Source organism: Shewanella inventionis (assembly GCF_019931735.1).
GTDB classification, from domain to species: Bacteria; Pseudomonadota; Gammaproteobacteria; order Enterobacterales; family Shewanellaceae; genus Shewanella; species Shewanella inventionis.
In genome coordinates, this window is the sequence record NZ_CP082926.1 from 1,632,814 (window position 1) to 1,646,131 (window position 13,318).

Genomic DNA, 13,318 nt, shown 5'->3' on the forward strand with positions numbered 1-13,318 from the left:
TTATGTCACTGAAACCGTTATTGTATCGAGCATAATAAGAGATATTGTATTTTGCACGACCAGACACATATACGGAGATAAACATGTCTAACCATCCATTTGGCTTGTCAGTCATTGCGGCAGCCGTCTTTTTTGCTTGCCATTCAACTCAAGCTGTTGCTGAAACCGTTACTGAATCAATTGATAAAGCAAATAATCAGCTTGATATAGCGCAATCAAGTCAACATCAATTTCATTATCGCCAAAGTGATATTGCCATAGGTCTAACTGGTGCAACTGTATTGCCTGGCGCTTCTCAAGCTAACCTTGAGTTAATGCATCGTGGCGTATCTGACGGTGTTGCAATCATGCAAGATGGTATTTTCTTTTCTCCTGCGCCATATTCTGGCCAAAATTTAGTATTGCAACCCAATTTACAGCAACAACAAAGTGCGACCCTGTCTGGCATGACTAGTGTGGTCGATGGCTCAGAAGCTGCTTTTGGTAAACTTGAATATCAGTCTGTTGCGATCAGTGATAAAAAATATGCTGGTAAGTTTAATGTTGAGGTTAATGATGACGCCGACTATGGCGGTGGTGTTGTCGTTAGCGGTACCACTAAAGAATACGGCATGTTATTGGCCCTTGATTATCAATCGGCATCGGATGAAGTGGGTTATGCATTAGATAAAGATGCTGATACCAAACAAACCGATATTATGTTCAAGATTGATGCTGATAGCCTACCAGGGGCGCGAAATAAACAAACCACAGAATTCAGTTATCAGTACTCTAGCCAAGAAACACAGCAAGGTACGCTCGGTTTAACCAACACTGATTTTGAGCTAGTCCCAAATCAACGCTATGCTGCTGCAAATATTGATTTTACTGACGGTGAGCGCCAACGCTATGTGTTAGCGCATAAACTGTTATTGTCGAAAACGTCAACAGTCGCAACCGATTTTTATTATCAAACCTATTCACAAAAAACAGCGGACATGATGTTTGTTGATGGTCAAACGATAAGTAATGCTTTGTTAAGTGAGATTGCGGCGTTTGAAATCACCCCAACAACAGACGGCATGAACTTAGGTGCATTAACTAAAGATAACGATTTTGCTGGATTTGGCGTGCAAACCAAAGGCGTGAGTATGTATGGTGAGCATCAAGTGACATACAGTGCTCGTTATCATACTGATAAAGCTGAAATGGAGTTAGGCAACCAAGATTGGATGTGGGGTCAAGACTTATCGTTAACGTCAGCCAGTGATAATGCCGCTATTGCGGTATACAAAGATGATGCTTCTTCATTTTTGTCCGCGGTAGATACCAAACTCAACTATGGCCAATTGTCAGTCAATTTAGGGTTAGGGTATGAGCATGTAAGCGTTTCTCGTAGTGTCAGTGATGATTATGATCTGGTGTCTGCAGACTTCTCTGACGATGGTTGGATGCCTTCAGTTGAAGTGGCTTATACCGCTGGGGGCTGGTCTGCAGCAGCACAGGCTAAACAAGCTTGGACTGCAGCATCAGCTGGAAACCTTGAGCAAAAAGCGCAAGAAGCATTGCAATATCAATTAGCCGTAGCTTACAAGCAAGACTCATTAGCGTTGGCTATGACCGCCTATATGCATGATTATGATAATCAACATGTAGGTTGTATGTTTGGTATGGTTTGTGGTGTTGAGCAAATTACATTGCAAGAAAACATTGAGGATGTAACGGTAAACGGTCTTGATTTTTCTGTTGAATATGGCTTGATGTTTGACAGTTTCTCCATTCCTTTAAAAGCAAAATATCAATACACCCAAGCTGAGTCTGATGTTGGTTATTGCTCAAGTTACAATGGGTGTTTTGATGGTGATACTCAGTTACCTTGGGTACCTAAACAGCAATTAACGTTAAGTTCTGGTGTTGTTGTGGGGGATCTCTCTGTAATAGCACAGGCGCTATACCAGTCAGAATTAGAATATGCAGGTAATCTAAATGACTTTGGTGCTGTTGATAGTCAGTGGAAAGTCGATCTTGCTGCGAGTTATCAGGTTACTCAGCAGCATGAAGTGTATTTGCGTGTAGAAAATTTATTTGACGAAACCTTAGTGGCAAGTAGAACAGTAGCTGGCCGTCAGGCTCAATCAGAAATGACAACCTATATTGGATATCAAGCTCGTTTCTAAGTCTTGCCTCACTGAAATTTATTCAATAAATAAAACAATATCAGCAACTCAAGCGTACTAAAACGTGAGTTGCTGTTTTTTTGGATGACAAGATAGATAAAATTATTTCGATAAATATTAATGCTATAGTATGTCAAATTGAAGATTTGTCGTGATGGTTTCAAACACTTACTTTATACAGTGAGCTCGAGTTAAATTCTATCGTTCGACTAAGGTATAGGTATGAAAACACCTATAATTTTCGTGGCGATAGTCTCATATTTACGGTAAAATGCGCGCGACCAGCGTGATTGCGATCGCATTTTCGTATTAAATCTGCGCCAGCTCAAATGGCAAGTATTTGTTAATACTTTGTTTTTGCAGCGGAACGTGGCGCATTGTCTTTCCTTCAAACGTAGTGCTTGTGGATATGATTACAATTAAGAAAGGATTGGAACTGCCTATAGCAGGCGGACCAGAGCAAGTTATCCATAATGGCCCAGCCATTAGACACGTAGCTACTTTGGGTGAAGAGTATATTGGCTTACGTCCAACGATGAAGATCAAAGTGGGCGATAAAGTGCAAAAAGGCCAGGTTCTTTTTGAAGATAAAAAGAATTTAGGCGTTAAATATACGGCTTTAGCCAGTGGTACTATATTAGAAATCAACCGAGGTGCAAGACGTGTACTTCAGTCTGTAGTTATTGCTGTAGAAGGTAACGATAGCGTTACTTTTGCTCAATATGATGCAGATAAACTAGACACGTTAGACGGCCAGGCAGTTCGTGATAATCTGATTGAATCAGGTTTGTGGACCGCTTTGCGTACACGCCCTTTCAGTAAAGTGCCTGCTGTAGATGCTACTGCTGCTGGTATTTTCGTTACTGCAATTGATACTCAACCTCTTGCTGCCGATCCTGTGGTAGTCATCGCTGAACATAAAGACGATTTTGCTAATGGCCTTAAGGTGTTAGCACGATTAACTGAAGGTAAAGTTTACCTATGTAAAGCGTCAGGTGCTGATATCCCTGCAGCTAACGCGCAAGTTGAAGAATTTGCGGGTAAACACCCAGCAGGTTTAGTGGGTACCCACATTCATCATGTTCTCCCAGCTTCTGCAACCCGCAGTGTATGGCATGTAGGTTATCAAGATGTGATTGCGATTGGCCAGTTATTCACCCAAGGTGTGTTAAACACTGAGCGTGTAGTGGCTATTGGCGGTCCAAGTGCAAAACAACCTCGTCTAGTTCGTACTGTATTGGGTGCAAGCACGGCTGAACTTACTGCAAATGAAACCGTAGGTGATGCAGTACGTGTTGTGTCTGGTTCGGTATTAAGTGGCCGCACAGCCGTTGGACCTCATGCTTATTTAGGTCGTTACCATCAGCAAGTGAGTGTACTTGAAGAAGGTACCGAAAAAGAATTGTTTGGCTGGGCAATGCCAGGTGCCAACAAGTTCTCTATCACTCGTGCATTTTTAGGTCACCTAAGCCCATCACGTTTGTTTAACATGACCACCAGTACGGGTGGTTCTGATCGTGCAATGGTACCGATTGGTAACTACGAACGCGTGATGCCGTTAGATATTTTACCTACTATGCTACTTCGTGACCTTGTCTCTGGGGACTTTGATGGTGCAGCTCGTTTAGGCGCATTAGAGTTAGATGAAGAAGATTTGGCATTGTGTACGTTCGTATGTCCAGGTAAGTATGATTACGCTTCATATTTACGTGATTGTCTAGATACGATCGAGAGGGAAGGCTAATGAGCTTGAAAGATTTTATCGAGCGTATTGAACCGCAATTTGAAAAAGGCGGTAAGTACGAAAAGTGGTATGCCCTTTATGAAGCGGCAGCTACTGTATTCTACACTCCAGGTAAAGTGAACCACGGTAAAACCCATGTTCGCGATAACCTTGACCTAAAACGTATGATGATTACGGTTTGGGCTTGTACATTCCCAGCGATGTTTTTTGGTATGTACAACGTAGGCCTACAAGCGCAAATTGCTCTGGCAGCCGGTTTTGGTACTCCAGATGTGTGGCAAGTTGGCTTATTTGAACTATTGGGTGCACAGCTTAGCGCTGATTCAGGCGTAGCATCCTTGATGTTTTATGGTGCCTGTTTCTTCCTACCGATATACGCAGTGACGTTTGTTGTCGGCGGTTTCTGGGAAGTACTGTTTGCCTCTGTGCGTGGACATGAAGTAAACGAAGGTTTCTTCGTCACCTCTGTACTATTTGCCTTAACCTTACCCGCTACTATCCCATTATGGATGGTGGCTTTAGGTATCACCTTTGGTGTGGTTGTAGCAAAAGAAATCTTTGGTGGTACAGGGCGTAACTTCTTAAACCCAGCCTTAGCAGGCCGTGCTTTCTTGTTCTTTGCTTACCCATTAAGCATGTCTGGTGATACCTCATGGGTAGTTGCCGACGGCTATTCTGGCGCAACAGCATTGAGCCAAGCGGCACAAGGTACTTTTGACTACAGCTCAAATGCAAACTGGTTAGATGCCTTTATGGGCTTTATTCCTGGTTCTGTTGGTGAAGTCTCTACATTTGCTATTTTGTTAGGTGGTTTGGTCATCATCTACACTCGCATCGCTTCATGGCGTATTGTGGGCGGCGTGATGTTAGGTATGGTGGCGATTTCAATGTTGTTGAATGCCATTGGCAGCGACACTAACCCTATGTTTGCTATGCCTTGGCACTGGCACTTGGTACTTGGTGGTTTTGCTTTCGGTATGATGTTCATGGCGACAGATCCTGTTTCTGCCTCGTTCACTAATACTGCTAAATGGGCTTACGGTTTCTTAATCGGTGCAATGGTTGTGTTTATCCGTGTGATTAACCCTGCATTCCCTGAAGGTATGATGTTAGCTATCCTATTTGCTAACCTATTTGCTCCTTTATTTGACCATTTCGTAGTACAGGCAAATATCAAGCGGAGGATTGCTCGTGGCTAGTAATAAAGATTCGTTCGGTAGAACGCTATTTGTTGTTGTCGGCTTATGTCTTATTTGTTCTGTGCTTGTATCGACTGCTGCGGTTGTTTTAAAACCAACTCAGCAAGAAAATAAGCTACTCGATAAGCAAAAGTACATTCTTGAAGCGGCAAGCTTAATCAACACCAAAGAAGGTAAAGTGACAAAGCAAGACATTCTGAGCAAGTATAATCAGTATGTTGAAGCGCGTTTAGTTGACCTAAAAACCGGTGAGTTTGCAGAAGGTGATGCGAATCTTTACGACCAACGTAAAGCATCGCGTGACACAAGCATGTCTTCTATCCCTGAAAACGACATCGCTTCAATTAAGCGCGTAGCTGATAAAGCCGTTGTTTATTTAGTTCGTGATGACGAAGGTAAATTAACCAGCGTTATTCTACCTGTTCATGGTTATGGCCTATGGTCGACCATGTATGCGTTTTTGGCTTTAGAAGCTGACTTAAACACGATTCAAGGCTTAGTGTATTACGACCAAGCTGAAACACCGGGTTTAGGTGGTGAAGTTGAAAATCCAAAATGGAAAGCATTGTGGAAAGGTAAACAGTTATTCGATGCTCAAGGCGACTTAGCTATCAGCGTAACTAAAAATCCTGCAGTGGCTAGCTCTGTACATGGTGTGGATGCACTTTCTGGTGCAACTTTAACCAGTAACGGTGTTCAACACTCATTGCAGTTTTGGTTAGGTAAAGAAGGCTTTGCAAGCTTTATCGCTAAAGCACGCAACGGAGGGTTAAGCTAATGGCTGACGCTAAAGAACTTAAACAGGTTCTGACCGGACCGATTATTAACAATAACCCAATTGCACTGCAAATTTTGGGTGTGTGTAGTGCGCTTGCTGTAACCAGTAAAATGGAAACAGCATTAGTAATGACGATTGCGTTAACGGCGGTAACAGCGTTTTCTAACCTGTTTATTTCGCTTATTCGTAATCACATTCCTAGTAGCGTGCGTATTATTGTACAGATGACCATTATTGCTTCATTGGTAATTGTGGTTGACCAAGTATTACAAGCTTATGCATACGGGATTGCTAAACAGTTATCGGTATTCGTTGGTTTGATTATTACAAACTGTATCGTAATGGGCCGTGCAGAAGCTTACGCTATGAAAACACCCCCAATGATGAGCTTTATGGATGGTATCGGTAACGGTTTAGGTTACGGTGCTATTTTGTTATCAGTTGGTTTTGTGCGTGAACTATTTGGTAATGGTTCATTATTTGGCGTAGAAATCCTCAGCAAAATCTCTGACGGTGGTTGGTATCAGCCTAACGGTTTATTACTGCTTCCACCAAGTGCGTTCTTCTTGATCGGTGGTTTGATTTGGTTGATCCGTACTTATAAGCCAGAGCAAGTTGAAGCAAAAGGGTAAACGCAATGGAACATTATATTAGTTTGTTAATTCGCTCCGTTTTCATTGAAAACATGGCGCTAGCGTTCTTCTTAGGTATGTGTACTTTCCTAGCTGTGTCTAAGAAAGTAACTACTGCGATGGGCCTAGGTGTTGCAGTTATCGTGGTACTGGCTATTTCGGTTCCTGCTAACCAAATTATTTATCAAGGTTTACTTGCTCCTGGCGCTTTAGCTTGGGCTGGTGTGCCTGATGCTGATTTGAGCTTCTTGAAGTTCATCACCTTTATCGGTGTGATTGCAGCACTTGTACAAATTTTGGAAATGGCGTTAGACAAATATTTTCCACCTTTGTACAACGCGTTAGGTATTTTCTTACCTTTGATTACCGTGAACTGTGCGATTTTTGGTGCAGTATCTTTCATGGTAGAACGTGATTACAACCTAGGCGAGAGCGTGGTATTTGGTATCGGCTCTGGTATTGGTTGGGCATTGGCAATTGTATTGCTAGCCGGTATTCGCGAAAAGATGAAATATTCTGACGTGCCAAATGGCTTGCGTGGCTTAGGTATTACCTTTGTAACCGCAGGTCTTATGGCTCTAGGTTTCATGTCATTCTCTGGTGTTTCTCTTTAAGAAAAGCATTGAGACGACGCATTAATTTGAACCTTTAAGGATAAGTGAATGGGTATTCTTGAATCTACTCCAATAGATGTATATCTAGGTGTGAGTATGTTTACTGTGATTGTATTAGTGTTGGTGTTAGTGATTTTATTCGCTAAGTCAAAACTAGTTGCAAGCGGTGATATCACTATTGGTATTAACGGTGACACAGATAAAGCAATTAAAACTGGCGCAGGCGGCAAGTTACTTGGCGTATTAGCTGACAACGGTATTTTCGTATCAAGTGCGTGTGGTGGCGGTGGCTCATGTGGTCAGTGTCGTGTACACATTAAATCAGGCGGTGGTGATATTCTGCCTACTGAACTTGATCACATTAGTAAAGGTGAAGCACGTCAAGGCTGTCGTTTATCTTGTCAGGTTAACGTTAAATCTGACATGGAAATCGAACTTGACGAAGAAATCTTCGGCATCAAGAAATGGGAATGTGAAGTTATCTCTAACGATAACAAAGCAACGTTCATTAAAGAACTTAAGCTGCAAATCCCTGATGGTGAATCTGTACCTTTCCGCGCCGGTGGTTATATTCAGATTGAAGCGCCAGCTCACCATGTTAAATACGCTGATTTCGATGTACCAGCAAAATACCGTGGCGACTGGGAACACTTTGGTTTCTTTAAATTAGAGTCTAAAGTTGACGAAGAAACCATTCGTGCATACTCAATGGCTAACTACCCAGAAGAGTTTGGTATTATTATGTTGAACGTGCGTATTGCTACGCCACCGCCACGTAATTTAACCCTACCTTGTGGTAAAATGTCTTCGTACATTTGGAGCTTAAAAGCTGGCGATAAAGTCACAATTTCAGGCCCATTTGGTGAGTTCTTCGCTAAAGATACCGATGCTGAAATGGTATTTATTGGTGGTGGTGCCGGTATGGCTCCAATGCGTTCTCACATTTTTGACCAATTAAAGCGTCTTAAATCAAAACGTAAAATGAGCTTCTGGTACGGTGCACGTTCTAAGCGTGAAATGTTCTACGTTGAAGACTTTGACGGCCTAGCAGCTGAAAATGATAACTTTAAGTGGCATGTTGCGTTATCTGATCCGCAAGCTGAAGATAACTGGACCGGTTACACTGGTTTTATCCATAACGTATTGTACGAGAACTACTTACGTGACCACGATGCGCCAGAAGATTGTGAGTTCTACATGTGTGGACCTCCAATGATGAACGCAGCGGTAATTGGTATGCTAAAAGACTTAGGCGTTGAAGACGAAAACATCTTACTCGATGATTTCGGTGGCTAATGAGTTAACTCATTACATTGACAAGTAAGTCATGAAATTGCAGCAATGCAGACAGGGTGTTAAATCACGAGTCTGCAAGCTGCAATTTTTTTTATTGATTTTAACCAGTGAAATTAGACATGATCGTAAATGCTATTAAGTTGTTGTTAACATCGTTATTGTTGGTTGGTATGAGCGCTTGTAGCTCACCTGAACCTATTATTTCTTTGTCTGGTAGCACAATGGGGACCACTTACCATGTAAAAGTTGTGCCTAACGATAGCCTACCAGAAGCGCAATTATTGCAAGCCGAAATAGACATGGCGCTAGAAGTCGTTAACGAGCAAATGTCCACTTACCGACCAAACTCGGAATTATCAAAGTTTAATCAGTTGCAGGTAAAGCAAAGCGTTAAAGTGTCTGCCGATACGCTTAAAGTGATTAATGAGGGTATACGTCTACACCAAGAAACCGATGGTGCACTAGATATCACCTTAGGGCCATTGGTTAATTTATGGGGATTTGGTCCTGATAAGCGGCCAACATCGGTACCCACTCAGGCGCAAATCGACTCCGCCAAAACTAAAATGGGCATTAATGAATTATCGATAGATGGGGTGATGTTAACTAAGCATAATGCCGATTTGTATGTTGATTTATCATCAATAGCTAAAGGCTTTGGTGTGGATAAAATTGCTGCAATTTTAGATAAATACAATGCCAGTGGTTATTTGGTCGAGATTGGTGGCGAGTTAAATGTTAAAGGCACCAAAGCAGACGGTGTTGCCTGGCGCATTGCTGTTGAGCAACCCACTGATGAAGGTCAAGCTGTGCAGCAAGTTATTGAGCCAGGAACCATGTCGATGGCGACTTCTGGTGACTACCGTAATTTTTACGAAGAGAATGGCGAACGTTTTTCACATTTAATTGATCCTCGTAGCGGATATCCGATTAAGCATAAACTTGCTTCTGCAACCGTGCTACACTCTAGTTGTATGACCGCAGATGGATATGCCACCGCCATGATGGTGTTAGGTACACAAGCTTCGTTGGCACTTGCTAAAGAAAAGAATTTAGCAATAATGCTGATTGAAAAGCAGGAGCAAGGTTTTAAGGTCCATTACAGTGATGCATTTAAGGCATATGTAAAATAATCTGGAATAGGGTTTGCTAATGCTTAAGCCCTGCCTAGAATATGTTAATTGGAGTTGGTTATGAGCACATTTATTGCAGCATTTGTGGTATTGTTAATTTTTTTCTTGTTGATGTCTGTCGGTTATATCGTGAAAAAGAAAGCGGTAGAAGGCAGTTGTGGTGGTTTAGGTGTGCTCGGTATTGAAAAAGCATGCGACTGTGATGACCCATGTGATGCGCGTAAGTTGCGCATGCAAAAAGAGCAAGAGCGCAAAGACATGCTCAATCAAAACAGAATTATTTAATTTGTATTGCGTATCATTTTATAGCTTACAATGTAAAGAGCCTTCATTATGAAGGCTTTTTTTATGCGAGTTTAATACAGTAGAGTTACAAAGCTTAGTTATAATGATAATGGTTATCAATTGTAAGTTGGTGAAATTAAAGGAAAATTTGCCTTTGCCTCTACATTGTTCTATTCTGTAGTGAATTGATCGAGATCAAACTTTTTATCAAGGGACAATACTATGAAAGGTCATCCTAAAGTTATCAGCCAGCTTAATCGCGTGCTCACCTGCGAGCTGACAGCAATTAACCAGTACTTTTTGCATGCGCGTATGTTTAAGCATTGGGGTTTAGAAAAGCTGAATGAAAAAGAGTATAAAAAGTCGATTCAAGACATGAAGCATGCTGACAACCTGATTGAACGAGTATTGTTTCTTGAAGGATTACCTAATCTGCAGCAATTAGATAAGTTACGTATTGGTGAGCATGCAGAAGAAATGCTCAGCTGTGATTTACAAGCTGTAACCGAGCAGATAAGCCTTTTACGTGAAGCCATTTCTGTGTGTGAAACTGAGCAAGATTACGTTAGCCGTGATCTGCTTGAGGATTTACTAGAAGACGAAGAAGAACATTTAGATTGGATTGAGTCACAACAAGGGCTCATCGTCCAAACCGGTATTCAAAACTATCTTCAATCACAAATTAACGACTAATAGGATTTATCATGAAAGGCAATCCAGAAGTTATCGACGCCCTAAACCTACTGTTAACTGGCGAATTATCTGCAATGGACCAGTACTTTGTTCATGCTCATATGTACGAAGATTGGGGATTTAACGAATTATATACCCGTATTTTGCATGAGTCTGATGACGAAAAATTACATGCAGCAAAACTTGTTCAACGTATTTTATTTCTTGAAGGCACACCTGATGTGGCTAGTCGTGAAGCATTAAACATCGGTAAAGATGTGCAAGAAATGCTTAAAAACGATTTAGAGTATGAATACAAGGTCGCAAACGATTTACGTAAAGTGATTAAGTTATGTGAAGAAAAGGCCGATTACCAAACTCGTGAAATCTTAGAAGTGTTGCTAGATGATACTGAATCAGATCACATGTACTGGTTAGAAAAGCAATTAGGTTTAATTGACCGTGTAGGCTTGCAAAACTACCTACAAAAGCAAATGTAATTTATTGCTATATGCGACGTAATCAAAAGCCCAACTGTGTTTGGGCTTTTTTGTGTCTGATTGATTGAATACTGTTTTTATATAAGGGCTATCCATTTAGCGCCACCAGTGTCAATATGTAGTAATGAAAACTTCATCGTATTTATTAAAAGCTGGCGTTGATTACCCTACAAGTTGGGACGAGTTTGTAGATTGGTTTCATGATGAACAATCTTGCATCAGCTACCTTTACGCACTTCGTTGGCCAAACGGATTCATTTGTCCAAGCTGTTCAAGCCATCAATCACCTTATCAGTTAAGTAATGGCAAGTTAAAATGTCATGCTTGTCGTTCTCAGTGTTCAGTAACATCAAGTACACTTTTTGACAAAACAAGAACCCCCATGAAAAGTTGGTTTGCTGCGGTCTGGTTTATTACAAATCAAAAAAATGGTGTCAGCGCTCTTGGAGTTCAAAGGCTATTAGGTCTTGGGAGTTATCAAACCGCTTGGTCATTAATGCACAAGTTAAGACATGCCATGGTTGATCCTGAAAGGGATAAGTTATCCGGCATCGTAGAGGTTGACGAAACACTAATAGGTGGCGTCGTTCCGCAATCATCTATTAAAAATCAACAGGGTAAGCGTAAGGCTGTAGTTTTGGTCGCTGTTGAGCTGCTATCACCCTCTGGATTTGGTCGGATACGTTTAAGGCAAGTGGAAAGTGCAACTAAAGAACATATCCATCAATTCATTCAAGATGTAATTGAACCTGGTAGTACAATTTGTAGTGATGGCTCTCAAGCATACAAACAAATAGACAAGAAAGGATATAAGCATAACCGAATAGTGCATTTAGGTTCATCTGTACCTGCACATGAAACAATGGCTGGGGTACATCGAGTCTCATCATTATGTAAAAGATGGCTTTTAGGTACATATCAAGGCGCGGTAAAGGCTAAGCAACTTGATTATTATTTAGATGAGTTTACATTTCGCTTCAACAGAAGAAAGTCAGATTCTCGGGGATTATTATTCTACAGGCTGCTTGAACAAGCAGTGCGTTCTAAGCCGATAACGTACCAATCAATTAAAGATCGATAACCACAATATATAGTGGTTGGTTGTGCTAAGTGGATAGCCCTTTTTTATATACAGTAACATGTGATTAGTTTAAATATTCAGTGATGGTTTAATAATGCGTAAAATCATTCACATTGATATGGATTGTTATTTTGCGGCTGTGGAAATGCGTGATTTTCCTGAGTTACGGGGAAAACCCATTGCCGTTGGCGGCAGAAGCGATCGCCGTGGTGTGATTAGTACATGCAATTATGAAGCTCGTCACTTTGGTGTACGAAGCGCAATGTCCAGTTATCAGGCCCTTCAATTGTGCCCTCATTTGGTGTTAGTCCCGGGGCGCATGGATGTTTATAAGTCTGTTTCATTACAAATCCGTGAGATTTTTCATCGCTACACTGATTTAGTCGAACCTTTGTCATTAGATGAAGCCTACCTCGATGTGACTGATTGCGATGCCCACCAGGGCAGTGCAACTTTAATCGCTCGCGCTATTCGTGATGAGATTTTTGCCGTTACAGGGTTAACCGCATCTGCTGGTGTCGCGCCAATAAAGTTTTTAGCCAAAATTGCCTCAGATTTAAATAAACCCAATGGCCAATTTGTAATCACTCCCAACCAAATCAGCGACTTTGTAAGGGACTTACCTTTGAGTAAAATCCCTGGCGTGGGTAAAGTAACCTCTAAAAAACTGGCTGATATTGGCTTATCCACCTGTTATGACGTACAGCAGTATCCCCAAGCTAAATTGATTGATGCCTTTGGTAAATTTGGCCGCGTATTGATTGAGCGTGCTCAAGGCATTGATCCTCGGCAAATTAGCCCTCACAGAGTACGTAAATCAGTTGGTGTTGAAACTACATTGGCTAAAGACATTTTTACCCTAGAGCAATGCCATCAAGTTTTACCGCAACTTATTCAAGAATTGAGCGCTCGGGTACATCGAAGTGCTAAAGAACGTAAAATTCATAAGCAGGTGGTGAAATTGAAATTTAATGATTTTAAACAAACCACGATAGAACATCGCAGTGATGAAATTTCAATCAATATGTTTCATGAGTTACTGCAACAAGCTTTACAGCGAAGCCATGGACGAGGTATTCGGTTACTGGGTGTGAGTGTTGGCCTAGCTGACATAACAACAAATAATTCAGATGTTAATACCCATCAAATTACCCAACTGGATTTACAGTTTTAAAGATGTTTGTATTTATACCCAATCGACCTAGCGATTTCAGCAAGAGTTTACACT

Annotated in this window: 13 protein-coding genes; all 13 read left to right on the forward strand. The window is 41.4% G+C overall.

The window, feature by feature from the left end:
- Positions 1 to 83 precede the first annotated feature (83 nt).
- The 13 genes from K8B83_RS07430 (at position 84) to dinB (ending at position 13,264) form a co-directional block, all read left to right on the forward strand.
- The gene (locus tag K8B83_RS07430; RefSeq protein ID WP_188740232.1) at positions 84 to 2,156 is read left to right on the forward strand and encodes a TonB-dependent receptor; all 2,073 of its coding nucleotides are present in this window, start codon (positions 84 to 86) and stop codon (positions 2,154 to 2,156) included.
- Between the two features lie 409 nt (positions 2,157 to 2,565).
- A complete protein-coding gene (locus K8B83_RS07435) occupies positions 2,566 to 3,900 on the forward strand; it encodes a Na(+)-translocating NADH-quinone reductase subunit A (protein WP_188740233.1) in 1,335 nt (444 codons plus the stop codon).
- Positions 3,900 to 5,099, forward strand: a complete 1,200-nt coding sequence (locus K8B83_RS07440) for an NADH:ubiquinone reductase (Na(+)-transporting) subunit B (protein WP_188740234.1) — start codon at positions 3,900 to 3,902, stop codon at positions 5,097 to 5,099. Before K8B83_RS07435 ends, K8B83_RS07440 begins: the two co-directional genes overlap by 1 nt.
- Positions 5,092 to 5,877 carry a Na(+)-translocating NADH-quinone reductase subunit C gene (locus K8B83_RS07445; RefSeq protein WP_188740235.1) on the forward strand — a complete coding sequence of 262 codons (786 nt, stop codon included), beginning with the start codon at positions 5,092 to 5,094 and terminating at the stop codon, positions 5,875 to 5,877. Before K8B83_RS07440 ends, K8B83_RS07445 begins: the two co-directional genes overlap by 8 nt.
- The gene (locus K8B83_RS07450) at positions 5,877 to 6,509 is read left to right on the forward strand and encodes an NADH:ubiquinone reductase (Na(+)-transporting) subunit D (protein ID WP_188740236.1); all 633 of its coding nucleotides are present in this window, start codon (positions 5,877 to 5,879) and stop codon (positions 6,507 to 6,509) included. The genes K8B83_RS07445 and K8B83_RS07450 overlap by 1 nt, the downstream gene beginning before the upstream one ends.
- Before the next feature lie 5 nt (positions 6,510 to 6,514).
- Positions 6,515 to 7,123, forward strand: a complete 609-nt coding sequence (gene nqrE, locus K8B83_RS07455) for an NADH:ubiquinone reductase (Na(+)-transporting) subunit E (protein ID WP_160055340.1) — start codon at positions 6,515 to 6,517, stop codon at positions 7,121 to 7,123.
- Between the two features lie 48 nt (positions 7,124 to 7,171).
- Positions 7,172 to 8,419 carry an NADH:ubiquinone reductase (Na(+)-transporting) subunit F gene (nqrF, locus tag K8B83_RS07460; protein WP_188740237.1) on the forward strand — a complete coding sequence of 416 codons (1,248 nt, stop codon included), beginning with the start codon at positions 7,172 to 7,174 and terminating at the stop codon, positions 8,417 to 8,419.
- A gap of 119 nt (positions 8,420 to 8,538) precedes the next feature.
- Complete coding sequence (locus tag K8B83_RS07465; RefSeq protein ID WP_188740238.1) at positions 8,539 to 9,552, forward strand: FAD:protein FMN transferase; 1,014 nt, start codon at positions 8,539 to 8,541, stop codon at positions 9,550 to 9,552.
- Between the two features lie 60 nt (positions 9,553 to 9,612).
- Positions 9,613 to 9,837, forward strand: a complete 225-nt coding sequence (gene nqrM / locus K8B83_RS07470; RefSeq protein ID WP_188740239.1) for a (Na+)-NQR maturation NqrM — start codon at positions 9,613 to 9,615, stop codon at positions 9,835 to 9,837.
- A 222-nt stretch (positions 9,838 to 10,059) separates the two neighbouring features.
- Positions 10,060 to 10,530 (forward strand): bacterioferritin, encoded by a 471-nt coding sequence (gene bfr, locus K8B83_RS07475; RefSeq protein ID WP_223419474.1) that lies wholly within the window; start codon positions 10,060 to 10,062, stop codon positions 10,528 to 10,530.
- Between the two features lie 11 nt (positions 10,531 to 10,541).
- A complete protein-coding gene (bfr, locus tag K8B83_RS07480) occupies positions 10,542 to 11,009 on the forward strand; it encodes a bacterioferritin (RefSeq protein ID WP_188740241.1) in 468 nt (155 codons plus the stop codon).
- Between the two features lie 124 nt (positions 11,010 to 11,133).
- Complete coding sequence (locus K8B83_RS07485) at positions 11,134 to 12,090, forward strand: IS1595 family transposase (RefSeq protein WP_188738175.1); 957 nt, start codon at positions 11,134 to 11,136, stop codon at positions 12,088 to 12,090.
- A gap of 94 nt (positions 12,091 to 12,184) precedes the next feature.
- The gene (dinB, locus tag K8B83_RS07490) at positions 12,185 to 13,264 is read left to right on the forward strand and encodes a DNA polymerase IV (RefSeq protein WP_188740242.1); all 1,080 of its coding nucleotides are present in this window, start codon (positions 12,185 to 12,187) and stop codon (positions 13,262 to 13,264) included.
- The last annotated feature ends 54 nt before the right edge of the window (positions 13,265 to 13,318 follow it).

Coding starts and splice junctions, on each gene's coding strand:
- K8B83_RS07450 (WP_188740236.1), top strand. CDS start 5,877: ATGGCTGACGCTAAAGAACTTAAACAGGTTCTGACCGGACCGATTATT.
- K8B83_RS07465 (WP_188740238.1), top strand. CDS start 8,539: ATGATCGTAAATGCTATTAAGTTGTTGTTAACATCGTTATTGTTGGTT.
- nqrE (WP_160055340.1), top strand. CDS start 6,515: ATGGAACATTATATTAGTTTGTTAATTCGCTCCGTTTTCATTGAAAAC.
- K8B83_RS07440 (WP_188740234.1), top strand. CDS start 3,900: ATGAGCTTGAAAGATTTTATCGAGCGTATTGAACCGCAATTTGAAAAA.
- dinB (WP_188740242.1), top strand. CDS start 12,185: ATGCGTAAAATCATTCACATTGATATGGATTGTTATTTTGCGGCTGTG.
- bfr (WP_188740241.1), top strand. CDS start 10,542: ATGAAAGGCAATCCAGAAGTTATCGACGCCCTAAACCTACTGTTAACT.
- K8B83_RS07485 (WP_188738175.1), top strand. CDS start 11,134: ATGAAAACTTCATCGTATTTATTAAAAGCTGGCGTTGATTACCCTACA.
- nqrM (WP_188740239.1), top strand. CDS start 9,613: ATGAGCACATTTATTGCAGCATTTGTGGTATTGTTAATTTTTTTCTTG.
- K8B83_RS07435 (WP_188740233.1), top strand. CDS start 2,566: ATGATTACAATTAAGAAAGGATTGGAACTGCCTATAGCAGGCGGACCA.
- nqrF (WP_188740237.1), top strand. CDS start 7,172: ATGGGTATTCTTGAATCTACTCCAATAGATGTATATCTAGGTGTGAGT.
- K8B83_RS07430 (WP_188740232.1), top strand. CDS start 84: ATGTCTAACCATCCATTTGGCTTGTCAGTCATTGCGGCAGCCGTCTTT.
- bfr (WP_223419474.1), top strand. CDS start 10,060: ATGAAAGGTCATCCTAAAGTTATCAGCCAGCTTAATCGCGTGCTCACC.